Origin of the sequence: Streptomyces sp. NPDC002825 (assembly GCF_040295385.1) — a bacterium.
GTDB lineage: Bacteria > Actinomycetota > Actinomycetes > Streptomycetales > Streptomycetaceae > Streptomyces.
Genome location: NZ_JBEOVH010000001.1, coordinates 398666 through 421095 on the forward strand (window position 1 = coordinate 398666; position 22430 = coordinate 421095).

The 22430-nt window shown below is 75.1% G+C and carries 19 protein-coding genes; 12 read left to right on the forward strand and 7 right to left on the reverse strand.

Annotation, left to right across the window (positions count from 1 at the left end; genetic code table 11):
- Window positions 1-12 precede the first annotated feature (12 nt).
- Window positions 13-774 carry a signal peptidase I gene (gene lepB / locus ABT041_RS01870; RefSeq protein WP_351177326.1) on the reverse strand — a complete coding sequence of 254 codons (762 nt, stop codon included), beginning with the start codon at window positions 772-774 and terminating at the stop codon, window positions 13-15.
- Window positions 775-968: 194 nt separating this feature from the next.
- Window positions 969-2114, reverse strand: a complete 1146-nt coding sequence (locus tag ABT041_RS01875; RefSeq protein ID WP_351177329.1) for a LuxR C-terminal-related transcriptional regulator — start codon at window positions 2112-2114, stop codon at window positions 969-971.
- Between the two features lie 206 nt (window positions 2115-2320).
- On the opposite strand from ABT041_RS01875, the gene ABT041_RS01880 reads away from it, so the two are divergent.
- The 8 genes from ABT041_RS01880 to ABT041_RS01915 all read left to right on the forward strand — a co-directional run bounded on the left by ABT041_RS01880 (window position 2321) and on the right by ABT041_RS01915 (window position 11484).
- Window positions 2321-2518 (forward strand): hypothetical protein, encoded by a 198-nt coding sequence (locus ABT041_RS01880; RefSeq protein WP_351177332.1) that lies wholly within the window; start codon window positions 2321-2323, stop codon window positions 2516-2518.
- A 5-nt stretch (window positions 2519-2523) separates the two neighbouring features.
- Window positions 2524-3441, forward strand: coding sequence for a hydroxymethylglutaryl-CoA lyase-like TIM-barrel protein (locus ABT041_RS01885; protein ID WP_351177335.1), 918 nt, complete (start codon window positions 2524-2526; stop codon window positions 3439-3441).
- Window positions 3442-3495: 54 nt separating this feature from the next.
- On the forward strand, window positions 3496-4011 hold the full coding sequence (locus ABT041_RS01890) for a cupin domain-containing protein (RefSeq protein WP_351177338.1): 516 nt from the start codon (window positions 3496-3498) through the stop codon (window positions 4009-4011).
- A complete protein-coding gene (locus ABT041_RS01895; protein ID WP_351177341.1) occupies window positions 4008-5609 on the forward strand; it encodes a class I tRNA ligase family protein in 1602 nt (533 codons plus the stop codon). The genes ABT041_RS01890 and ABT041_RS01895 overlap by 4 nt, the downstream gene beginning before the upstream one ends.
- A complete protein-coding gene (locus tag ABT041_RS01900; RefSeq protein ID WP_351177344.1) occupies window positions 5602-7722 on the forward strand; it encodes an FAD-dependent oxidoreductase in 2121 nt (706 codons plus the stop codon). Before ABT041_RS01895 ends, ABT041_RS01900 begins: the two co-directional genes overlap by 8 nt.
- A 400-nt stretch (window positions 7723-8122) precedes the next feature.
- Window positions 8123-9367 carry an APC family permease gene (locus tag ABT041_RS01905; protein ID WP_351177347.1) on the forward strand — a complete coding sequence of 415 codons (1245 nt, stop codon included), beginning with the start codon at window positions 8123-8125 and terminating at the stop codon, window positions 9365-9367.
- A gap of 28 nt (window positions 9368-9395) precedes the next feature.
- Entirely contained in the window at window positions 9396-10736 is a 1341-nt protein-coding gene (locus tag ABT041_RS01910; protein WP_351177350.1) for a lysine N(6)-hydroxylase/L-ornithine N(5)-oxygenase family protein, read from the forward strand.
- Between the two features lie 43 nt (window positions 10737-10779).
- Window positions 10780-11484, forward strand: a complete 705-nt coding sequence (locus tag ABT041_RS01915; RefSeq protein ID WP_351177353.1) for a pyridoxamine 5'-phosphate oxidase family protein — start codon at window positions 10780-10782, stop codon at window positions 11482-11484.
- A 157-nt stretch (window positions 11485-11641) separates the two neighbouring features.
- On the opposite strand, the gene ABT041_RS01920 is transcribed toward ABT041_RS01915, so the two are convergent.
- The gene (locus ABT041_RS01920) at window positions 11642-12025 is read right to left on the reverse strand and encodes a DUF6479 family protein (protein ID WP_351177356.1); all 384 of its coding nucleotides are present in this window, start codon (window positions 12023-12025) and stop codon (window positions 11642-11644) included.
- Between the two features lie 120 nt (window positions 12026-12145).
- Between ABT041_RS01920 and ABT041_RS01925 the strand changes: the two genes are divergently transcribed.
- Window positions 12146-12655, forward strand: coding sequence for a SigE family RNA polymerase sigma factor (locus tag ABT041_RS01925; RefSeq protein ID WP_351177359.1), 510 nt, complete (start codon window positions 12146-12148; stop codon window positions 12653-12655).
- A 49-nt stretch (window positions 12656-12704) separates the two neighbouring features.
- A complete protein-coding gene (locus ABT041_RS01930; RefSeq protein WP_351177362.1) occupies window positions 12705-13985 on the forward strand; it encodes a hypothetical protein in 1281 nt (426 codons plus the stop codon).
- A 51-nt stretch (window positions 13986-14036) separates the two neighbouring features.
- Here the strand turns inward: ABT041_RS01930 and ABT041_RS01935 are convergent, their stop codons facing one another.
- Both ABT041_RS01935 and ABT041_RS01940 read right to left on the reverse strand, forming a co-directional pair.
- Window positions 14037-15728, reverse strand: coding sequence for a bifunctional 3'-5' exonuclease/DNA polymerase (locus ABT041_RS01935; protein ID WP_351177365.1), 1692 nt, complete (start codon window positions 15726-15728; stop codon window positions 14037-14039).
- A gap of 309 nt (window positions 15729-16037) precedes the next feature.
- Complete coding sequence (locus ABT041_RS01940; RefSeq protein WP_351177368.1) at window positions 16038-17282, reverse strand: LuxR C-terminal-related transcriptional regulator; 1245 nt, start codon at window positions 17280-17282, stop codon at window positions 16038-16040.
- A 152-nt stretch (window positions 17283-17434) separates the two neighbouring features.
- Here ABT041_RS01940 and ABT041_RS01945 point away from each other — a divergent pair, with 152 nt between their 5' ends.
- Window positions 17435-18364, forward strand: coding sequence for an NADP-dependent oxidoreductase (locus tag ABT041_RS01945; protein ID WP_351177371.1), 930 nt, complete (start codon window positions 17435-17437; stop codon window positions 18362-18364).
- A gap of 18 nt (window positions 18365-18382) precedes the next feature.
- Window positions 18383-18940 (forward strand): GNAT family N-acetyltransferase, encoded by a 558-nt coding sequence (locus ABT041_RS01950; protein WP_351177664.1) that lies wholly within the window; start codon window positions 18383-18385, stop codon window positions 18938-18940.
- A 451-nt stretch (window positions 18941-19391) separates the two neighbouring features.
- Here the strand turns inward: ABT041_RS01950 and ABT041_RS01955 are convergent, their stop codons facing one another.
- Both ABT041_RS01955 and ABT041_RS01960 read right to left on the reverse strand, forming a co-directional pair.
- Window positions 19392-21485 (reverse strand): FtsX-like permease family protein, encoded by a 2094-nt coding sequence (locus ABT041_RS01955; protein WP_351177374.1) that lies wholly within the window; start codon window positions 21483-21485, stop codon window positions 19392-19394.
- Window positions 21479-22246, reverse strand: coding sequence for an ABC transporter ATP-binding protein (locus tag ABT041_RS01960; RefSeq protein ID WP_351177377.1), 768 nt, complete (start codon window positions 22244-22246; stop codon window positions 21479-21481). Before ABT041_RS01960 ends, ABT041_RS01955 begins: the two co-directional genes overlap by 7 nt.
- Window positions 22247-22430: the final 184 nt, after the last annotated feature.

A 22430-nucleotide genomic window follows, 5' to 3' on the forward strand; every position in this document is an offset into this window, starting at 1 on the left:
GTTGCGGCTCCGTCAGTCGGCGAGGCCCGGCTGCTCGAAGGTGTCCGGTACCGGCAGGGTCGACCAGTGGGAGATCGGCCAGGCCACGACGACGGCGCGGCCCACCACGTCCGTCAGGGGCACCATGCCGCCCCGCGGGTCCTCCTGGTGGTAGCGGGAGTCCTGCGAGGCCTGCCGGTGGTCGCCCATCACCCAGAGGCTGCCGGCGGGCACCGTGACCTTGAACTGGCCGCCCGGGTCCGTGCTGCACGCCGTGTTCCCCGCGAAGACGTACGGCTCCGTCAGCGGCTTGCCGTTCACCTTGAGGGGGCCCTCGCCCGCGCACTCGACCGTGTCGCCGGCCACCCCGATGACCCGCTTGATCAGGTGCTTCTCGTCCGCCGCCGGCATCAGCCCGACGAAGCCCAGGGCCTTCTGGACCGTCGTGGGCCGCTTCACCGGCTGTCCCGCCAGCCAGTCGCCGGGGTCGCGGAAGACCACGACCTCGCCACGGTCCGGTTCCGAGCCGAACCACGGGGTGAGCTTGTCGACCAGGACCCGGTCGTCCACCTGGAGGGTGTTCTGCATCGAGCCGGAGGGGATCAGGAACGCCTGGAGCAGGAACGTCTTGATCAGGAAGGCCAGGACGAGCGCGATCCCGGCGAGGAACGGCAGCTCGATCCAGAAGGGGCGGCGCCGTTTCGGGGCGCGGCCGGACGCCGGGGCGTCCTCGTCCGGAGTGCCTCCCTCCGGGCCCGCCCCGTCGGATCGCTCCCCGGTCGCCAAGTCGCTCATGTCCACCCTGACTTCGTCGTCTCTGTGTCGTCTGCACGGACCCTATGCCCCGACGGTGTACGGCGGGTGTCCGCGAGCCGCTCTTCACCACGTACGGGTGACCCGGAGGCCCCCTCGGGGCCGGCCGCTCGCGCTCCTGCCGGGCAAGCGGCCGGAGGCCTCCTTCGGCGGCGGCGAGCGGCCCGCGCTCCTCCTCAGGCGCTCGGCTGCTCACGCTCCTGCTGGGCGAGCAGGTAGCCGGCCTGGAAGCGGCTCTCGGCGCCGAGTGCGGCCATCACGTCGGCGACGTGCCGGCGGCAGCTGCGGACCGACAGGCCCAGGCGGCGGGCGATCGCCGCGTCCGTCAGGCCCTCCGTGAGCAGTCGCACGATCGTCTGCTTCAGCTCGTCGGAGATGTCCATGATGGTCTGCCGGTCCCACTCCGTCTCGAACGGCAGGGCCTCCAGCCACAGCCGCTCGTACGCGCCCACCATGAACGCGACCACGTGCGGCTCCCGGATCAGGACCGCCGCGTGCGGGTCGTCCGGGACCGGGATGACCGCCGTCGCCCGGTCGAAGACGAGCATCCGCGGGAACTCGTCGTCCAGGGTGCGGACCTGGGCGCCCAGCCTGCCGACCCGCTCCACATAGGCGCACGTCCCCGAGGAGAAGCGGGCCGTGTGCTGGTAGAGGACCCGCATCCGGACCCCGCGGCGCAGCAGCTCCTCGTCGCGGGCCACCGCCTCCTCCAGGACCTCGGCGCGCCTGCCGCCGCCCGGCTGCGCCGTCATGACCTCGCGCTCGCAGGTCCGGCCCAGTTCGGTGATGGCCTCCCGTACGGCACGCAGATCGGTGAGCAGCTCCACGTACTCCGCCTGCCGCAGGTGCGTCAGCCGGAGGAGGTGGGACTCGTACAGCGGCATGAAGGCCATCAGCTGTTCGCGGGTGCGCTCCATGTGCTGGCGGCGGGCGCGCATCTCCCGCTCCAGCGGGCCGAGGGTGCGCTGCACGGCCTCGTCCGGCGCCACCGGGAGCACGGCCCGCTCAGGCGTCCGGCGCAGCAGGCCCATGTCGAGCAGGGACGAGACGGCCGACTCCACCCGGGCGGGCGGCAGGGCCAGTTCGGCCGCGAGGTCGGCGGGGTGCGCGGGCTCCAGGGCCGGGTCGCGGGCCAGGAGGGTGGTGTAGACGCGGGTCAGGGGGTCGTCGGGAGCGTCGGAGCCGGCGGAGTCCCCGGCGTGCCCGGTGGGCTCCGAGGGCGGTGCCGGGGGCGGAGGGGCCGCCGCCGCGATCGCGGCCAGGGCGGTGACTTCTGGGCTCTCGGCGTCGCCCTCGGCCTGCTCTATGTCTTCTATCGCCACCTTTTCCCCCGTTTATGACGGCGTCCTCTTGCTGCCATGCAGCCTAATGAGCCATGCGGTCCGCCCCATAGCCATGCAGCCCTCGCTACGTTCGTATCACCGCCCACAAGGTCAAAGCGCACCAAGCTCGCACAGCCCGCGAAGCGCGCAAACCCCCCTGAGAACCCACGACTCACTCCTCGCGGAAGCGGAAAGAGAGCAGCGACATGAAGCGGCGGATCCGCAGCACCCTCCTCACCACCCTCGTCGTCGGCCTCGCCGGCCTCGCCACCGTCACCACCGACCAGGTCACCACCGGCACCGACGACACCGGCTGGGGCGCGGCCGTCCTCACCGGCACCTACGACACCGGCTGGGGCGCCCCCGCCGCCGGCACGGGCACGAACGACACCGGCTGGGGGTGACCCCGATGACCCTGCTCGACTGCACCCTGCGCACCGGCGGACGGCTCACCGGCGGACCCGTACCCCCCGCGCTGGCCGCCGACTACCTCGCGGTCTGCGCGCGGCTCGGCATCGACGTCATCGAGCTGGGCAGCGTCCACGACCCCGCCGACCGCTCCGCCCCGCCCGGCGCGCTGCTGCCGGTCCCGCTCCCCGAGCGCTACGGCCCCCGCTTCTCCGTCCTCCTCGACACGGCGGGCCTGCCCGCCACGGACGCCGCCGCCACGGCCTCCGCCGGGCGGATCGCCGACACGCTGGCCACCGGGCCCCTGCCCGTCGGCCTGGTCCGCCTCGCCGTCCGGTACGACCGGGTGGCCCGCGCCGCGGCCCCGCTGCACCGGCTGCGGGACGCCGGCTTCGGCGTCTGCCTCTTCCTCACCCACATCGACCTCGCCTCCTACCCGGAACTCGACCGCTGCCTCGGCGACAGCGCGGCACTCGGCCCGCTCGACGCCGTCTTCCTCGTCGACTCCCTCGGCTCGCTCCGCCCCGAGCGCGTCATCGAACTCGTCCAGTCCACCCGCGCCGCCGTGTCCGCCCCCGTCGGCATCCACGCCCGCGACAACCAGGGCTTCGCCCTGCACAACACCGTCGTCGCCCGGAGCGCCGGAGCCACCTGGCAGGACGCCGCCGTGCACGGGATCGGCCCGGGCGCCGGCCTGACCCGTACCGAGCAACTGCTCGCCCTCCTCGGCGCCACACCCGCCGACCTCGCGCCGCTCCTCACGCTCATCGCCACCCATGTCGCGCCGCTCAAGCAGCGGTACGGGTGGGGGGCCGGCCCCCGCCAGGTCATGGCCGGCCTCGCCCGCATCCCGGTGACATCGGTGACCGGTCTCGGGCCGGTGCCGGTGACCGGTCTCGGGTCGCACACCGCCTTCTGACCGCCCTCTCCTTCCTGAAGTCGCCCTCCTCACCCGCCCTTCCAGGAGACCCGTATGCCCTTCACCTCGCCCATCCTGCCGCCGGGAGAACCGGCCCTCGCCCCCACTCCGTACCGCGACCGCCCCCCGAACGCGAACCCGAACCCGAACCCGAATCCGAGCCCCGGAGCCGCCCCCATGGCCGAGCGCCGTTTCCGTATCGACCGCAGTGCCGCCACCGAGGAGTTCGGGCTCGCCTGCCAGCGGCTCGTCCCGTGGCCGGGCGGGGACGCCGAGCCGCCCGTCGGCGCGATGGCCTGCTTCCTGCAGCCCGGCGGGGACTCCGAGCCCGACTGCCACAACCAGGACGAGGTCATGATCATCCTGTCCGGGACCGGCAGCGTGACCCTCGACGGGACGCTGGAGCCGCCGTTCCGCGCGGGCGACATCGTCGTGCTGCCCAGGAACCAGGAGCACGTCGTCCACAACGCCGGCGACACCGAGCTGAGCTGGGTCTCCCTCTACTGGCCGCTGCGCGAGCCCGCCATCCGTACCGAGACCGAGACCGAGACCGAGGAGGTCGCGGCATGAGCGACACCACCGCCCACTGGATCACCGCCACCCCGCCCACCCCCAACGGCGACCTCCACATCGGTCACCTCGCCGGGCCCTACCTCGCCGGCGACGTCCTGCGCCGCTTCCTCGCCGCCGAGGGCACCGGCCCCGTCCGCTACACCACCGGTCTCGACGACCACCAGAGCTACGTGCCCGTCCGGGGCCTGAACGACGGCGGACGCAAGGGCGACGAGGTCGCCGACGGCTACGGCGCCTCCATCGAGTCCGTGTGGCGGCAGGCCGGCGCCGACTTCGACGCGATCGTCCGCCCGCGCCGCGACGCCGGCTACCAGGCGGCCGTCCAGGACTTCTTCGCCCGCCTGTACGACGCCGGGCACATCGTCGCCCGTACGCGACCGCTGCCGTACTGCACCGGCTGCGAGCGCTGGCTGTACGAGGCCTACCTCAAGGGCGACTGCCCGCACTGCGGATCCGGCTCCAACGGCAACGCCTGCGAGCCCTGCGGCCGCCCCAACGACTGCGCCGACCTGACCGACCCCGTCTGCACCGGCTGCGGCGCCACCCCCGAACTCCGCGACTGCGAGCGGCTCTACTTCCCCCTCGCCCCCTGGGAGCAGGAACTCACCGCCTTCTGGGACCAGGTCGACATGCCGCCGCACCTGCGCTCCCTCTGCGAGCGGATGCGCGCCGACGGGCTCCCCGAGATCGCCGTCAGCCACCCCTCCGAGTGGGGCGTGCCGGTGCCCGTCGCCGGCTTCACCGACCAGCGGATCTACGTCTGGTTCGAGATGGCCCCCGGCTACCTCCTGGAGTGGACCGGCGCCGGCGAGACCGGACCCGCCCCCGCGCCCGTCCAGTTCTTCGGCTTCGACAACGGCTACTTCCACGCCCTGCTGTTCCCCGCCGCCTTCCGGGCGTACGACCCGGAGATCGCGCTGCCCCGCGCGTTCGTCGTCAACGAGTTCTACCGGCTCGAAGGGCTCAAGTTCTCCACCAGCCGGCGCCACGCCATCTGGGCGCACGAAGAGCTCGCCCGGACCGGCGCGGACGTCCTGCGCTACCACGTCCTCTCCGACCGCCCCAACGGCCGCCAGACCAGCTTCAGTTCGGCCGCACTCGCCATCAGCCGCGAGCGGCTCGCCGGGCACTGGGACGGCTGGCTCGGCCGGCTGCTCGCCGCTGTCGCCGAGTCCGGCGGCGCCGCCCCCGCCGAGGCGCCCCGGGGACCGGCCTGGGAGCGGCTGCGCGGTCGGCTCACCGAGACCGTCACACAGCTGCGGGAGGCGTACGGCATCGAGGGGTACGACGCGCGGCGCGCGATCGCGCTGCTCGACGAAGTGGTCCGCCTCGCCGAGGACTTCGGGTACGTGAACGGCTTCGAGGGCGAGCGTCCGGACGGCGCCGCCGGCTACCGCTCCGCGCTCTCCGCGCAGCTCGCCGTCGCCGCCGCCCTGTCCGCCTGGGCCGCGCCCGCCCTCCCGTACGGCTCCGCCCGCCTCGCCGCGCTCCTCGGCCTCGCGCCGGAACCGCGCCGGGTCGACGCGGAGGCCCTCGCGCCGCTCGCCCCGGGGACGCCGGTGGCGGCCTGGCCCGGGGCGGTCTTCAGTGCCTGAGGCGCCGGAGGTCCTGCCCCGCGGTGCCGTCGTGGGGCCCTTCTCGGGGCCCCGGGCCGCCTGGGGCGAGCACCTGGAGCGGGCCGCAGAACGGTACGGGACGGCCGTGAACTGGGAGCTGTACGACGACCGGGGCGAGGCCGAGACGGCCCGGCAGATCGCCGAGGCGGTCGTCGCCGAGGGCCGGCACGCGCTGGTCGTCGGGCACTTCAACAGCGCCGGCGCGGCGGCGGCCCTCCCCGTCTACCGGGCGGCCGGACTCCCCGTCCTCCTTCCGCTGGCCACCACGCCCGACCTGCTCGCCGACAGCGCCGGCACGCTGCTGCGCTGGTGCCCGGACGACCGGGCCCAGGCCGCGGACCTGCTCGCGTCCGTACGGGAGGCGGGCCACACCAGGGCCGCCGTGACGCACGACGGCAGCGCGTACGGGGAGCGGCTGGCGCTTCTCGTACGGGAGGCGTCGGCGGTCGCGCGGCCCGCGCTCCCGTCGGGGGCCGTGGTGTCCGACGGGAGCGGGCCCGCGACGGGCGCCGTGCCCGTGCCGGCCGCCCTGGCCGAGGCCCCGCTGCTCGACGTCCTCGACGTCGACGGGCCCGGTGCCCGGGACGTCACCGCGCTCGTCGTCTGCGGGACCCATGTGGGGGCCGCGCGGGTGGGGCGGGAGTGGCGGGCGGCCGGGTTCGAGGGGACGTTCTGGTTCACCGACGACTGCGCGGTGGACGAGTTCGCGGAACTGCTCGGCCCGCCTGCCGGTGCCGCCTCCGTGGCCCGGATGCGCGGCGGGCCGGAAGCGCACGTGGACGCGGCCTTCGCGGCCGCCACCGCCGCGCTCTCCGAGGACGCCGGGCGCACCGGGCGCACCCTCCTCGCGGCCGTACGGGCCCACGCCGACCGGGGGTTCACCGCGCTCGGGGAGCCCGAGGCGGGGAGCGTGGGCTGGGACTTCGTGCCGGTGCCGGCGGTCTCGGTGCCGGAGGCTTCCGTGGTTCCTCCCCGTACCGCCGGGCGGCACGGGCGGGCCTATGACGTCATCGTCGTCGGCGCCGGGGTCGTCGGCGCGGCCACGGCGTCCGTGCTCGCCCGGCACGGGGCTCGGGTCGCGCTCGTCGCGCCCATGGACGGGCGCCAGGACCACGCCACCGCCTGGTCCGGCGGGCTCGTCCGGTCCTTCGAGGCCGACCCGTACCTGCGGGGCCTCGCCCTCCGCAGCCACCACCTCGCCTGGGGACCGGCCGCGCTCGCGCCGGGACCGTACGGCTTCATGACGACCGGGTCGCTCGTCCTGTGCGGCGAGGCCGATCTGGAGCAGGCCGAGAAGGGCGTGGCGGAGCTCAACGGGGCCGGTGTGCCGGCCGAGTTGCTGGAGCCGGACGTCCTCGGGGCCCGCTTCCCCGGGCTCTCCGTCGACGGCGTCACCGCCGCCGTCTGGGAACCCGAGGCCGGGTACGCCGACCCGCCCCGCACCGCGCGGGTCTACCGCGACCGCGCCCTCGCCCACGGGGCCCGGCTGCTGCCGGCCCGGGTCCGCGCACTCGACGCCCCGCCCGGGGCCGACCGGGTCCGCGTCCTCCTCGAACCCGGCGGGCCCGTCGAGGCGTACGCCGTCGTGCTCGCGGCCGGCGGCGGTACGGGGGAGATCGCCGGACACCGGCTGAGCGGCGCGGACGCCGGACGCACGAAGGCCATCCGGTACGGCTTCTTCCACCACCCCGCCACGGCCGGTCTGCCGACCGTCGTCGACATGGTGAGCGGGGTGTGGGGGCGGCCGCAGCTCACCGGGGAGGCGGCGGGGGGCTACATGGCGGGGCGGCCGGTCGACGAGTGGGACCTACCCCCGGGCGGGCTCGCCACGCTGACCGACGAGCACGTGGCGTACATACGCCAAGGGGGGGCCGCGCGGTGGCCCTGGCTCGCCGACCCCGCGACCCGCTTCCTCGGCGGCCGCCAGGGCGTCGACCTCTACACCCCGCACTCCCGCCCCCATTTGGGCCGCGAACGTGCCGACAGCCGGATCGTCCTCGCGACGGGCTGGTCGGGCGCGGGCTTCAAGACGGCCCCGGCGGCGGCGGAACTGGCGGCGGCGGAGGCGCTGGACGTGCTGGGGGGCGAGTGACCGGGCCCGTGTGGACCCCACGCCCGGCCGGGCGGCGCCCCTCCGCCCCGTGTGGGCCCCGCGCCAGGGGCGGGCGGTGCCCCCGCCCCGTGTGGGCCCGCGCCCTGGGCGGGCGGTACCCCGCTGCCGTGTGGGCAATCGTCCCGCAGGGCGGGACGGGTGGGCACACGGGACGGCGCGCTCAGCGGCGCCTCCGCGTTCCGCGCCTGGACCCGCACCGACCGTGCGCCGTCACCTGTGGTGCGGGTTCAGGCGCGGGAGCCTCTGGCGCCGGCAGGGGCGCCGTTCCGTTGTGCCCACCCGTTCCGCCCTGGGGGCACCTCCCGGACGAAGTCTGGGGGAGGAACGCATGCCCACAACGGGGTGGGGCGCATGCCCGTAATCAACTGGAGGTGACACCATGACCGATCTGCTGCGGCGGCCCGAGGCCGCGCACACCCCTACCGCCCTCGGCGTGCGCGCACTCGTCGTGTTCTACGTCAGCAGTCTCGTCGGGACCGGCATCCTTCTGGTGCCGGGGCTGACCGAGCGGCAGGCCGGCCCCGCCGCGCTGCTCGCCTGGCTGGCGCTCGCGCTCAGCTCGTACCCCTTCGCCCGTTTCTTCGCGGAGATGTCGGCCTGGCGCCCCGACGCCTCCGGCCTCGCCGCGATGGTGGAGGCCGGCTTCGGCCGCCGCCCGGGCCGGGCCGCGGCGCTGCTGCTCGTCGCCACGTACGTCATCGGGAATCCGGTGATGGGCATCGTGTCCGCCCGCTGCCTGCTGGGGCTCATCGGCCAGCCCGACGGCCCCGTGTACCCGATCGCGATCGGCTTCATGGCGCTGTCCGCCGCGTTCACCCTGCTCGGCCTCACGGCCGGTGCCCGGGTGCAGGCCGCGGCCCTGGTCGTGCTGCTGCTCGGCCTCGGCGGGGCCGTGGTGCTCGCGGTGCCGCGGTTCGACGCGGGGGAGTACACACCGTTCCTCACGCACGGCTGGGGCGGCGTCGGCATCGCCGTCGTCACCGCCTTCTTCTCCTTCCTCGGCTGGGAGAACGTCTCCACCCTCGCCGAGCAGGTCGACGACCCGGCCCGCAGCTACCGGCGGGCGATCCGCTGGGCGGTGCCGATCGTCGGACTCCTGTACGCGGCGGTGACGGCCGCCTACCTGGCCGTGCCCGGCGACGAGCCCGTCGTCATCACCGCCCTCCTCGGCGCCTCGCTCGGCGACGCCGGAGCGATCGCGGGCGATCTCCTCGCCCTCGGGCTCGCGGTGGTCGCCACCAACGCCTGGGTCCTCGGCGCGACGAGGGTCGTCCGGGCCGCCGCCCGGGAGCGGATCCTGCCGCGCGCCCTGGCCGACCGCCCGGTGCCGGCGACCGTCGCCCTGGCCCTCGCGTACGCGGCGGTCCTCGGCACCCTGACCCTGACCGGCACCGGCGAGGAACTGGTGCTCGTCGTCACCAGCAGCGCCTTCCTGCTCCTGTACGTGGCCGCCGCCGCGGCCGCCCTGCGGGCCCGCGGCACCGGCCGCGCCCTGCGCGCGACGGCCGTCGTGACCCTGCTGATCGCGGCCGTCTTCCTCTCCTTCGCCGGTACGGGGCTGCTGCTCGCCCTGCTCCTCGCCGCCGGCTGCGCCGTCCTCACCGGCCGCGCCCGCACCTCCTGAACCTCCGTCCACCGAAAGGCAGTCAGTCATGAACGAGACCACGAACGAGACCACTCCCGTCTACGACATCGTCGGTGTCGGCTTCGGGCCCGCCAACCTCGCCCTCGCGATCGCCATCGAGGAGTACAACGAGCAGGCCGCGCCCGACGAGCGGCTCACGGCCGTCTTCCTGGAGAAGCAGCCGAACTTCGGCTGGCACCGGGGCATGCTCCTGCCGGACGCCACGATGCAGGTCTCGTTCCTGAAGGACCTGGCCACGATGCGCAATCCGCGCAGCCGCTTCGGCTTCGTGCCGTACCTCCACGACCGTGGCCGGCTCGTCGACTTCATCAACCACAAGATGCTGTTCCCGACCCGGGAGGAGTTCCACGACTACCTCCAGTGGGCCGCCAACGGCGTGGACCACATGGTCCGTTACGGACTGGAGGTCACCGCGATCCGGCCCGCCGGCGCGGCGGGTCCCGTCGTCGAGGTCGACGTCGCCGCCGTCGGGGAGGCCGCGGCCGTGACGTACCGGGCGCGGAACCTCGTCATCGGCACCGGCCTCGTGCCGCGGCTCCCCGAGGGCGTCTCCTCCTCCGAACGCCTCTGGCACAGCAGCGAGTTCCTGCACCGGCTCGCCGCGCTGCCCACGGAGAACCCGGGCCGCTTCGTCGTCGCCGGGGCCGGGCAGAGCGCCGCCGAGATCGCCGACCACCTGCACCGGACCTACGAGGGGGCCGAGGTCGTCGCCGTCCACACGCGGTACGGCTACAGCCCGGCCGACGACAGCCCGTACGCGAACCGGATCTTCGACCCGGAGGCCGTCGACCTCTACCACGGCGCCGAGCCGGCCGTCCGCCGCACGCTCATGGACTACCACCGCAACACCAACTACGGCGTCGTCGACATGGACCTCATCGAGGAGCTCTACCGCCGCTCGTACCAGGAGAAGGTCCGCGGCGAGCAGCGGCTGCGGATCCTCGGCGTCACCCGGCTCACCGAGGTCGAGGAGGGTCCCGACGGCGTCCGCGTCCAGGTGCGGAACCTGGCCACGGGCGAGACGGAGACGATGGAGGCGGACGCCGTCGTCTACGCCACCGGCTACTCCGAGCCCGACCCGGGCCGGCTGCTCGGCGCGCTCGACGCCGCCTGCGCGCGCGACGAGGACGGCCGGCTGCGGGTGCGCCGCGACTACCGGGTGGAGACCGCGCCCGAGGTGGAGGCCGGGATCTACCTGATGGGCGGCACCGAGCACTCGCACGGCATCACGGCCAACCTGCTGTCGATGGCCGCGGTGCGGGCCGGCGAGATCTGCGACTCCCTCGTGGCGAGCCGTCGCGACGGCCGGCGTTCCGACAGGCGGAAGTCGGTGGCGGTGACGGGCTGATCCCCCGTACAACACGTACACCCGCACGGAACGAGAGGTCTTCATGAGCAGCACCACCGCAGGGCTCGACGACGAGCTGGCCGTCACCGAGCGAACCCGGCTGCGCCGGATGCGCCACAAGGGCAGCCACCGGCGCGCCGACCTGGACGCCGTCCTCGCCGCCGGCTTCCTCTGCCACCTCGGCGTCACCGTCGACGGCACGACGATGGTGGTGCCCACCGTGTACGGCGTGGACGGCGACCGGCTCTACGTGCACGGCTCGGTCGCCAGCCGCAGCCTGGTCCAGGCCCCCGACACCACCGTCTGCGTCACGGTCACGCACGTCGACGGCCTGGTCCTCGCCCGCTCCGTCTTCGAGCACGGGGTCAACTACCGGTGCGCGATGGTCTACGGCGTGCCCGAGATCGTCACCGACCCGGAGGAGAAGCTCCGTGGCCTGCGGGCCCTGACCGAGCAGAGCACCCCGGGGCAGTGGGAGTACGCGCGGCAGCCGAGCCGCAAGGAGCTGGCCGCGACCTCGCTCCTCGCGCTCGACCTGACCGAGGCCTCGGTGAAGACCGCCGCCGGCCCGCCGGACGACGGCGACTCCGAGGACGCGGCGCTCGGCCTGTGGGCGGGGGTGCTGCCGGTGGTGACCACCTTCGGCGAGCCGGTCGTCGACCCGGTCCTCGCGCCGGACTTCGCCCCGCCGGCGCACATCGCGCAGCGGGCGGGGCGGATCCTGGGCGGTGAACCCGCCCGGGCGTAGCCGGAACCGGAACCAGAGCTGGTGTTCCGGAGCCGGAGCCGGAGCCGGAGCCGGAGCCGGAGCCGGAGCCGGAACCGGAACCGGAGCCGGACCAAGCCCAGCCGAGTACGGCTGGGCTTTTCTGGGTCAGGGGCCAGGTGTCAGGGTCCGGGGTCGGTCAGTCGCCGTGCCCGGTGCCTCCGCTGCCGAAGCCACCGCTGGAGATGCCGCCCCACTTGCGCTTCTCCTCGGACGGCGGGTCCGGTGAGGTCTCGGTGCCGGAATCCTTGAGCTGGTAGGGCATGAGCCGGTGCTCGCCGTCGGTCTGCGGCATCTCGGCCGGCCTGCGGTACTCGGCCACCTCGCCGGGCAGTGCCCCGGTGTCGGGCCGGTGCGGCTGTTCTTCCGGCTTCGGCGTCTTCGATTCGCGTGCGTTGATCCGGATGCCGAGCCAGAAGGCGCCGATGAGGACGAAGACGACGACGAGCCCGCCGATGACCTGGGCCAGACCTGACTGCCAAACCCCAGCGGCCAGGTTCTCTGCTGCGCTGAGAGTGTTCATACCAACAGGATTACCCGGTTCCGCTTCTTCGGATACGTCGGACTGAAACATTTCCGTCCCCCCATCGCGTCAGTGAGGTGTACGCCGGCCACACCACGTGACCGCGAGGGAAGGAGGGGCATGAGAAAGTCCCGCGCGGACGAGTTCCTGGAGTTCGCCTCCGCACGCACGGGGCACCTGTTCCGTTCCGCCTGTCTGCTGACCAGCGGCGACACCCATCTCGCCGAGGACCTCACCCAGGAGACCCTCGGCCGGATGTACGCCCTCTGGGGCCGCATGGCGCGGATCGGGAACCCCGCCGCGTACGCCCAGACCGTGCTCGTACGCGCCTTCCTCAGCCACCAGCGGCGCCGCTCGGCCACCGAGCGCCCCCTCGGCGAGCTGCCCGACCGCGCCCCCGAGTACGGCGAGGACCCGGCCCTGCGGATCGCGCTGCTCGACGCGCTCGCCGGCCTCGCGCCCAAGGACCGCGCGGTCGTCGTCCTGCGGTACTGGGAGGACCGCAGCATCGAGGAGACCGCCGAGGCCCTGCACGTCAGCTCCGCCGCCGTACGCACCCGCTCGGTGCGCGCGCTCGCGAAGCTCCGGGAACGGCTCGGCGGCAGCGTCGCCGAGTTCGCCGCCCGCTGACCACGTACTTTCCCCGCTTTTCCTACCGACCGGAGACGGTGATCTCGGCATGCCCCAGAACGAAGAAACCCAGCGTTTCGAGGAGGAGCTCGGCGCGGTCCTGCGCAGCGCCGGCGACGGCTTCTCCGCCGACGACCGGCGCGAGCTGATCGCCGGCGGGCTCCAGCGCGGCCGGCGCCGCCTGGTGCGCCGCCGCCTCGCGGTGACCGGCGGCGGCCTCGCGCTCGCGGCCGTCGGCATCGGCGGCGTGTACGGCGGCGCGCTGCTCGGCCCCGACGGGTCGGCGACGACGACCTCGGTGGCGGCGCCCCCGCAGCTCCGGCAGACGAACGGCACCGCCGGCTCCGGGAAGGAGCAGCCGGGGGAGCAGCTCGCGGTCAAGGACCTCGCCGCCGTCCTCAAGGCCAACACCCCGGCCGGCCAGTGGAAGTTCACCGACCTGGACGGGCGGGGCCAGTCGGTCACCGGCGTCTACGACGACGGCCACGGCAAGGCGGGCGTCAGCGTCGCCCTCTCCCGGGTCGGTGAGGCCGGCGAGGCCGGCTCGGACCAGGTCACCTGCCCCGACAAGGTGGTCGTCCGCTACGACAGGTGCACCGACGGGCGGCTGTCGGGTGGCGACCGGTTCATGTTCATCGAGGGGTACGAGTACACCGACAGGAGCGAGGAGACCAAGAACTGGCGGGCGGTGCTGCTCACCAAGGACGGCTTCGTCGTCGACGCGAACGAGTACAACGCCGCCGCCGAGAAGGGCGCCGCGATCACCCGCGAGAACCCGCCCTTCAGCGGCACCCAGCTGAAGGAGCTCGTCACGGCCGAGGGCTGGCGGCCGCTGCTCAAGCAGCTGAGCGTCCCGAAGGACAAGCCCGCCCCCGGGGCGGTCCGCCTGCCCGCCGTGCCGAGCGCCGCCGCCGTCCAGGCCACCCTGCGCTCCCTGCTGCCCAAGGGCGTCACCGTGACGTCCCACGGCGGGGGCGACGGCCACGGCTACGTCGTCGTCGACGACGGCAAGGGCAAGAGCCTCGTCGGGGTCGACGTCCAGCCCGACGCCGGGAAGGCCGTCGCCGAGCTCTTCACCGGCGCCGGGGTCGTCACCCTGCCCGACGGCACCAAGGTCAGGGCCACGCAGCAGCCCGGCGAGAAGGGCGGCGCCGGGGTCGTGTGGTGGAGCGTCGACACCCTGAGCCCGGAGGGCTTCCGGGTCGGGGTCTCCGCCTTCAACTCGGGCGCCCAGCACGAGGCCGCCACGCGCGCCGAGCCCGCGCTGACCATGGAGCAGCTGCAGGCTCTGGCGCTGAGCCCGAAGTGGCGGAAGCTGCCGCTGCAGTAGGGGCGGCGGGAGGGCCTGCGGTACGGACCGGGGGGATCCGTGCCGCAGGCCCTACTTCGCGTCCGAGTAGCGCTCGACCGTCGCCGTCGTGAACGGGAACCGGACCGGTGTGTCCCCGAACGCGATCCGCCCGGCCTCGTCCCCGGCCGCCCGGACCGCCTCCGTCACCGCCTCCGCCTCCTCCGCGGGGCAGTGCACGATCACCTCGTCGTGCTGGAAGAACACCAGCTCCGCCCGCATCCCCGAGAGGGAGCGCCGCAGCGCAGCCAGCATGAGGAGCGCCCAGTCGGCGGCGCTGCCCTGCACGACGAAGTTACGGGTGAACCGGCCGCGGGCCCGGGCGTTCCCCGAGGCGTACCCGGGGACGAACTCGCCGCCTGCCGGCTCCGGCTCGGCGCTCTCCTGCGGGATCCCGGCCTCCTCGTCCTCGCCCGAGCCGACCGCCCGCGGACTGGTCCGGCCCAGCCAGGTCCGTACGAGCCGGCCTTCCTCGCCCGCCTTCGCGGCCTCGTCGACATAGGCCACCGCGCGCGGGAAGCGGCGGCGGAGGGCGGCGAGGTTCTTCAAACCGTCGCCGCTGGTCTGCCCGTAGATCGCGCCGAGCAGCGCGATCTTGGCGTGGTCGCGGTCGCCGGAGAAGGCGCGGTCGGACAGCCGGGTGTACAGGTCGTCTGGGTGCCCCGCGACCTCCATCAGACCCGGGTCGCGGGAGATCGCCGCGAGGACGCGCGGTTCCATCTGGTCGGCGTCGGCGACCACGAGCCGCCAGCCCTCGTCGGCGACGACCGCCCGCCGGATCACCTTGGGGATCTGCAGGGCGCCGCCGCCGTTGGTCGTCCAGCGCCCGCTGACCGTGCCGCCCGGCAGGTACTCGGGCCGGAAGCGGCCGTCGCGGACCCAGTCGGCCAGCCAGGACCAGCCGTGGGCCGTCCAGATCCGGTACAGCTTCTTGTACGCGATGAGCGGCTCCACCGCCGGGTGGTCGATCTCGGCGAGCTCCCAGCGGCGCGTCGACCTGATCCGGATCCCGGCCCGCGCGAAGGCCTTCACCACGTCGGCGGGCAGATCGGGACGGACCCGGCGGCCGAACGCGGCGGACACCTCGTCGGCCAGCTCCGCCAGACGGCGCGGCTCGCCCCCGCCCGCGTACCGCTCGCCCAGCAGCTCGTTCAGCAGGTCCCGGTGCACGTCCGCGCGCCACGGGAGCCCGGCCCGGTGCATCTCCGCGGCCACCAGCATCCCGGCCGACTCGGCGGCGGTCAGCAGCCGCATCCGGCCGGGGTGCTCGGCCCGGTCATGGCGGCGCAGCTGCTCGGCATAGACGGCGAGGAGCCCGTCGAAGGATACGGAGGCGGTGGGACGCGGCTCGAACAGCGAGTCCTGCGAACCGGGCTCGGCGGCGCGCTGCGGCGGATCGGGGGGTACGGGTTCGTTCCTCAGGCGCGCCAGGGCCGCCGTCGCCGATCGCGGCTCGCCGAGCCGGCCCTCGTGGCCGAGGAGGAGCTGCTCGGCGTCCTCGATGTCGTAGCAGCGCTCGACGCGGACGCCGGCGGAGAGAAGCCGGGGGTAGACCTCGGCCGTCGACCGCCACACCCAGCGGGCGACCTCGGGGCGCGCCCGCACGGCCGCCACGAGATCCGGCTCGCGCCGCACGGGCCCCTGGGGCTGCCCGTCGGCCCCCAGGGGCACGAGCACCGCACCGTCCCCTTCGCCGTCGGGCCCCAGGGCCCACCTCTCGCTCATACGCGCGAGTCTGACAGCCGCCACTGACAGCGAACCCAGGCCACGCCCGGGGCGGTGCCCCGCTGCCCGTGTGGGCAATCGTCCCGCTGGGCGGGACGGGTGGGCACACGGGACGGCGCCCTCAGCGGCGCCTCCGCGTTCCGCGCCCTGACCCGCACCGACCGCGCGCCGCACAAGAGGGTGCGGGTTCAGGCGCGGGAGCCTCTGGCGCCGGCAAGGGCGCCGTCCGTTGTGCCCACCCGTTCCGCCCTGGGGGCACCTCCCGGACGAAGTCTGGGGGAGGAACGCCTGCCCACAACGGGGCGGGGGTTACGCCGCTGCGTGGAAGAGGGCCGCCGCCTCGCCACGGGAGTCGACACCCAGCTTGTTCAGGATGTTCGCCACGTGGAACTTCACCGTCGACTCACTGATGTGCAGCTCCTCCGCGATCCGCCGGTTCCGATGCCCCAGCGCCAGATGCCGCAGCACCTCCACCTCCCGCCCGCCCAGCCCGGTCAGCGGATGCGCCGCCTCGACCGGGGCCTCCGGCGTCGCGAGCGGGATCGCCGCCGTGATCGTCGTGCCCCAGCCGGGCACCGCGTCCATGTCGAGCCGCCCGCCGAGCACGTCGAGCCGGTCGCGGATCGTTCCGGCGCCCAGGTCGCAGGGGGCGAGCGCGCCCGCGCCGTCGTCGCGCACGGTGGCCCGCAGTTCGTGTTCGGTGAGCTGCCAGCCGACGTGGACACGCCGCACGGAGTCCTGTTCGAGGACGATGAGGAGCAGCGACCGGACGATGGCCCGCGCACTGTGCGCGACGTCGGCGGCGAGCGACCGGTCGGAGTCGGGCGCGCCGAGCTCGAGCCGGACCTTGCTGTGCCGGAGCATGGGCCGCAGTTCGCCCGCGAGCCGCTCGAAGGCGTCCTCCGCGGGCTCCTCGGCGAGCGCCCGGTCCCGCCGCTGCTCGGCCCGCATCTCGATGAGCGCGGACGCGGCCAGGTCGGTGGCGGTGGTCCGGGCCGTCGTGTCGTCGAGGGCCCGGCTGCGCAGCACCCCCAGGACCCCGGAGAGCGCCGCCGCGTGCGCGCCGGTGAGTTCGGCGATGACCCGGGCCCGGGTGTCGGCCGCGGCCCGTGAGCGGGCCAGCGCGCCCGGCATCGCCTCCGTCGCGAACCGGTCGAAGTGCCCGGTGACCAGGTCCCACAGTGCCTGGGCGACGTCGAGGACGTCCGCGTCGACGGGGGCGGCGCCGTCCTCCCGTACGAGCACGAGGACCGCCCCTCGCCGGGTCGCGTGACTGGTGACGGCGACGACCTCGCGCTCCCGGCCGCCGATCGTCGCGCGGCCCTGCCAGGGCGCGCCGGGGACGCCGGCCGCGAGCAGCGGGGTCAGTTCGGCGGCGGTCATCAGCTCCGTACCGCCGAGTGCCTTGAAGGGCGAGTGGGCGCAGTGGGTGGAGAGTTCGGCCGCGTCGGCGTGCGGGACCAGCGGGGCGAGGGCGGCGGAGACCTTGGGAAGGATCTCCCCGAGCGGCTGCCGGATGATCTCGTACGCGGTGGTCAGGGTGAGCGCGTCCATGCGGTTCAGCGTAGTGCGGGCGGGCCTGCTGACGGCCCGTCTTCCGGCCAGGTGGGACTGGCCGTTGGGAGGGCGGGGGAAGGTCGGCCCCCGGCGCAGTCTTGAGGGCGTCGAAGTGATCGAGGTCCGAACGGGCAGCAGCGGAGGCTGAGATGGAAGCGATCGTGTACGAGGAGTTCGGCGGCCCCGAGGTGCTGCGCCACGAGGCCGGCGTCGCGAAGCCGGAGCCCGGCCCGGGCGAGGTGCGGGTCAGGGTGGCGGCGGCCGGGGTCAACCCGGTGGACTGGAAGCGGCGTTACGGCTGGATGGAGGCGTTCTACCCGACGACCTTCCCCGCCGTCCCGGGCCTGGAGTTCGCCGGCACCGTCGACGCGCTCGGCGAGGGCGTCACCGGCCTGGCCGTCGGCGACGAGGTCCTCGGCTGGACGAAGACCGGTGCCTACGCCGAGTACGCCATCGCCGGCACCGTCGCCCCCAAGCCCGCCGGGCTGTCCTGGGAGGCCGCCGCGAGCCTGCCGGTGGCCGGCGAGACCGCCCAGCGGGTCCTGGACCTGCTCGGGGTGCGGGCGGGCGAGACGCTGTTCCTGCACGGCGCGGCCGGCGTCGTCGGCTCGGTGGGCGTCCAGCTCGCGGTCGCGGCCGGGGTCACCGTGATCGGCAGCGCCTCGGAGTCCAACCACGCGTACCTGCGGGAGCTCGGCGCGATCCCCGTGGCGTACGGGGACGGGCTGGCCGACCGGGTGCGGGCCGCCGCCCCGGAGGGCGTCGACGCGGTCTTCGACGCGGCCGGGCACGGGGTCCTGCCGGTCGCGATCGAGCTGCTCGGCGGCGGCGACGCGGCGAAGGAGAGGATCGTGACGATCGCGGCGACGGACGCGGAGGAGCACGGCATCGTCTTCTCGGGCGTCGCGGGGGAGCCGGAGGCGGTACGGGCGGGGCTCACGGCGCAGGCCCGGCTGGCGGCGGAGGGCGCGCTCGCGGTCCGCCTGGCGCAGACGCTGCCGCTGAAGGAGGCGGCGCGGGCGCAGGAGTTGAGCGAGTCGGGGCACGTGCGGGGGAAGATCGTCCTGATCCCTTCGTGACGGAGAAAGGCGATGCCGATGTACGCGATGTCCCTGGGCGACGACGGCGCGGAGCTGCGCCCGCTCGAACCGTGGCAGGCCGGGGAGTTCCTCGCGCACATGGACCGGGGACGGGAGTTCATCGGCGCGCGGAACGGGCTCCCGGACGTGGTGACGGACCTGGAGTCCAGCCGGGCCTTCCTCCGGGCGTACGCGGAGAGGGCGGCGGCCGACACCGGCCGCATCCACGGCATCTGGTCCGACGGCACGCTCGTCGGCGCGGTGATCCTCCGGAAGCTCGACCTGACGGACGGCACGGCGGAGGCGGGCTGCTGGCTGGAGCCGGCGGGCGTCGGCAAGGGCCTGGTGACGAGGGCGGCACGGGCGCTCATCGACTGGGCGATCACGGTACGGGGCGTCCACCGGGTCGAGTGGGTGGTCTCCTCGGACAACGGACCGAGCATCGCGGTGGCGCGACGGCTGGGCATGACGAGGGACGCGGTCCTGAGGGAGAGCTACCAGTACCGGGGCAGGCGCCACGACGAGGAGATCTGGTCGGTGCTGGCCAGGGACTGGGGCGCCACGCCCACGCGGTGACCTGCGCCCGGGCGGGCCGTGCCCCGCCGTTGTGGGCATGCGCTCCGCCGGGGCGATGGGGGTCCCCCTGCTCGGGCGGGACGATTGCCCACACGGCAGCGGGCACCGCCCACACGGGCGCGGGCCCACACGGCGCGTGGGGCGCCGCCCAGCCGGGGCGCGGGCACACGCCGGGGGGAGGCCCGGAGCGGGGCGCCGGTCGCACGGGGGTGGACCGGGGCGCCGTTCCCCAGGGCAGCCCGCACGGGCGCGGCGTAGCGGGGCGCCCAGACAGGCGGGCCGCGCACGACGGCAGCCGGGCGTCCACCGGGCGCGAGGGCGGGGCGCGCGTAGCGGGGCGACCAGACAGGCGGGCCGCGCACGACGGCAGCCGGGCGTCCACCGGGCGCGAGGGCGGGGCGGTGACCCGGCTCCGACCCCGGTCACCGTCCCGTCGTCCCACCATCGCCGCTCAGCGCGTGAGCCGCCACGCGGGGACCGCCGACGCGGCGACCGCGACCGCCGCGCACACGCCCGCCGCCGCCCCGACCTGCGCCCACGGCAGCGCCAGGGCCACCGGGGCCGACAGGGCCGCCAGGCCCGCTCCCAGGGCGCCCAGGACGAGGGCCGTGACCGCCAGCCCGAGCAGCGTCCCGATCGCGACCGCCAGCGTCGCCTCGCCCGTCACCACCCGCAGGATCTGCGCCCGGGTCGCGCCGGCGAGCCGTAGCGAGGCCAGTTCCCCGCCCCGTACCGCCGTCGCCATCAGCAGCGTGTTGGCGAGGCCGATCGTCGTGTAGACGAGGGCGATGCCCAGGACCAGGAGCATGCCCAGGCGGCTCTGGGGGTTCCCCGGCGCGGGCGGCTCGAAGGCGTCGGCGTGCACGGTTCCCCCGCCGGCCTTCAGCGCCGCCCGCCCCGTCCCGCGCGCGTCGATCCGGTCGACGGAGGCACCCGGCGCGTTCGCCAGGGTGACGTACGGCCCGTTGCCGCCGGTCCCGAGCGCGAGGACGGCCACGACCCGGAGCCGTACCGGACCGCTCCCGTCCGCCCGCCACACCTCCACCGTCTCGCCGACCCGGTGCCGCTCGAACTCCTCGTTCACGACGATCGACCGGTCGTCCAGGTCCCGTAGGTCCCCGGCGGTCACCGGCAGCCGGGCCAGCTCCGCGAAGGCCGCCGGGTCGGCGACCGCCCGCGCCCGGTACTTCACGACGGCCTCGTCCCCGTCCCGTACGAACAGGGAGGTCGCCCCGGTGGGGGAGACGACCGCCCCGGGCGGCGCCGTCACCGGCCGCAGGTCCTCCCCGCTCACCACGTACTCCGCCGCCGTCTGCGCCCGCGCCTCGACCTCCTTCGCGCGCGTGACGCTCGTTGCCGAGCCGAACAGCGTCCCGGCGAGCGCCACGGTCACGAGGACGGGCCCGGCCACGGCGGCGGTACGGCGTACGGCGGCCGCGCTGTTCTCGCGTACGAGCGTCCCCACCGCCCCGCGCGCCCGCAGCAGCCGGGCCGCCGGCCGGACGAGGAGCGGGGAGAGCAGCGCGAGGCCGGTGATCAGGAGCATCGGCAGGGTCGTGTACGTCTTCCGTCTCAGCAGAGCGGACGGCTCGGTGGCGCAGGTCCAGACGAGGAGTCCGAGCCCGGCCGCCAGCAGGCCCGTACCGAGCACGGCCCGGCCGAGGGGCAGGGCGTCGGCGTCGACGTCCGCCTGCCGCAGCGCCGCCGTGGGACCGACCTTCCCGGCCCGCCGGGACGCGGCGACGGCCCCGGCGAGCGCGACCGTCACGCCCGTCCAGAAGGCCGCGTGGTAGGGCCAGGACGGCCCGCCGATCGTGAACCACGCGGGCGCGAGGCCGCCGTCGACGAGGGTCCGGGCGAGGAGGGACGCGCCGAGGGCGCCGAGCGCGCACCCGGCGGCGGACGCGAGCGCGCCGAGTACCGCCGCCTCGGCGAGGAGGAGCCGCCGGACCTGGCCGGGGGTGGCCCCCGCGGTCCGGAGCAGCCCGAACTCGCGGCGGCGCAGCGCGACGGCGAAGGCGAAGGTGGAGGCGACGACGAAGACGGAGACGAAGGCGGTGACGCCGCCGGAGGTGCCGAGGAGGGCGGCCAGGCCGACGAGGGCCCGGGCGTCCCGCTCGGGGTCGGCGTCGGCCTGGGCGCGCCCGCTCCCGGTGAGGACCCGGGCGCGGTCGCCGACGAGTGCCCGGACCTCGGCGGCGGGGGCGTCGACGCCGACGGCGTCGGGGCCGCCGGAGGTGGTGACGGCCCAGCGGGCGCGGAGCTCGTGGAGCAGTCCGTCGTCCACAGGCTGTGGACGGTCGAGACGCCGCTCCACGGGCACGGTGTCGGGCCCGCGCCGCACGTCGAGCGTCAGCCGGTCCTGGCCCTGGACGACGACGGGCGAGGACGCGAACCGCTGGGGAGAACGCTCGGGCGCGTGAGAAGTGGCGGAGAGCCCCAGCCCCGTGGTGGCGAGCAGCCCGACACCGAGCGCGAGCGCGACGAACCCGCCGAGGAAGGAGGCCCAGCGGTCCCGGAGCCCGGAGAGGACGACGGTCAGCACGAGACCCTCCCCGCGGGGGCACCGGCACCGGCGGCCCGGTCCGCCGTCTCCAGCGCCGTCATCCGCGCCGCGACCGTCTCCACCGTCGGGTCCGGCAGTTCGGCCGCGACCCTGCCGTCAACCAGGAAGACCACCCGGTCCGCGCGGGACGCCGCCACCGGGTCGTGGGTGACCATGACGATCGTCTGGCCGTCGCGGTCGACGAGCTCCCGCAGCATGCCGAGCACCTCGCGGCTCGTCGTCGAGTCGAGCGCGCCGGTCGGTTCGTCGCCGAAGAGGACGGCGGGCCGGGTGATCAGCGCCCGGGCGATCGCGACCCGTTGCTGCTGGCCGCCGGACAGCTCGCCGGGCCGGTGCCGTTCCCGGCCGGCGAGCCCCACGCGCGCGAGTGCCTCCCGCACCTCCGTACGGGACGGCCGCCGGCCGGCCAGCCGCAGGGGCAGGGCCACGTTCTGCGCGGCGGTCAGGGAGGGCAGCAGGTTGAAGGACTGGAAGACGAAACCGATCCGGTCCCGCCGCAGCAGCGTGAGGCGCCGCTCGCTCAGTCCCTCCAGTGCCGTGCCGCCGACCTCCACGGTCCCGGAGGTGGGCCGGTCGAGTCCGGCGGCGCACTGGAGGAGCGTGGACTTGCCGGAGCCGGACGGCCCCATGACGGCGGTGAAGGTCCCGGTGGCGAAGTCGAGGTCGACGCCGTCGAGGGCGCGGACGTCACGGTGGTGCCGGGTCAGTCGGCGGAGCCGTACGGCGGCATGCGAAGTCATGGTTCGAGCCAACCGTCCCGGCGCGCGCCGATCACGACCACCAAGGGGCGTCCCGGGGGTGGTGCCGGCCCTACCCCCGGGCTCGGCTCACGCCGAGTGAGCCGAGGGCGCCAGGGATTCCCCCAGGTGGAGCGAAGGCTGAGACCATCGGGAACGATCGGGGACGATCGCGACCGGTCGAAGA

Bases quoted from the DNA above. Each gene is read 5' to 3' on its own strand.
- lepB (WP_351177326.1), bottom strand. From the start codon at position 774: ATGAGCGACTTGGCGACCGGGGAGCGATCCGACGGGGCGGGCCCGGAG.
- ABT041_RS01880 (WP_351177332.1), top strand. From the start codon at position 2,321: ATGAAGCGGCGGATCCGCAGCACCCTCCTCACCACCCTCGTCGTCGGC.
- ABT041_RS01885 (WP_351177335.1), top strand. From the start codon at position 2,524: ATGACCCTGCTCGACTGCACCCTGCGCACCGGCGGACGGCTCACCGGC.
- ABT041_RS01890 (WP_351177338.1), top strand. From the start codon at position 3,496: ATGCCCTTCACCTCGCCCATCCTGCCGCCGGGAGAACCGGCCCTCGCC.
- ABT041_RS01895 (WP_351177341.1), top strand. From the start codon at position 4,008: ATGAGCGACACCACCGCCCACTGGATCACCGCCACCCCGCCCACCCCC.
- ABT041_RS01905 (WP_351177347.1), top strand. From the start codon at position 8,123: ATGACCGATCTGCTGCGGCGGCCCGAGGCCGCGCACACCCCTACCGCC.
- ABT041_RS01910 (WP_351177350.1), top strand. From the start codon at position 9,396: ATGAACGAGACCACGAACGAGACCACTCCCGTCTACGACATCGTCGGT.
- ABT041_RS01915 (WP_351177353.1), top strand. From the start codon at position 10,780: ATGAGCAGCACCACCGCAGGGCTCGACGACGAGCTGGCCGTCACCGAG.
- ABT041_RS01920 (WP_351177356.1), bottom strand. From the start codon at position 12,025: ATGAACACTCTCAGCGCAGCAGAGAACCTGGCCGCTGGGGTTTGGCAG.
- ABT041_RS01925 (WP_351177359.1), top strand. From the start codon at position 12,146: ATGAGAAAGTCCCGCGCGGACGAGTTCCTGGAGTTCGCCTCCGCACGC.
- ABT041_RS01930 (WP_351177362.1), top strand. From the start codon at position 12,705: ATGCCCCAGAACGAAGAAACCCAGCGTTTCGAGGAGGAGCTCGGCGCG.
- ABT041_RS01935 (WP_351177365.1), bottom strand. From the start codon at position 15,728: ATGAGCGAGAGGTGGGCCCTGGGGCCCGACGGCGAAGGGGACGGTGCG.
- ABT041_RS01940 (WP_351177368.1), bottom strand. From the start codon at position 17,282: ATGGACGCGCTCACCCTGACCACCGCGTACGAGATCATCCGGCAGCCG.
- ABT041_RS01945 (WP_351177371.1), top strand. From the start codon at position 17,435: ATGGAAGCGATCGTGTACGAGGAGTTCGGCGGCCCCGAGGTGCTGCGC.
- ABT041_RS01950 (WP_351177664.1), top strand. From the start codon at position 18,383: ATGTACGCGATGTCCCTGGGCGACGACGGCGCGGAGCTGCGCCCGCTC.
- ABT041_RS01960 (WP_351177377.1), bottom strand. From the start codon at position 22,246: ATGACTTCGCATGCCGCCGTACGGCTCCGCCGACTGACCCGGCACCAC.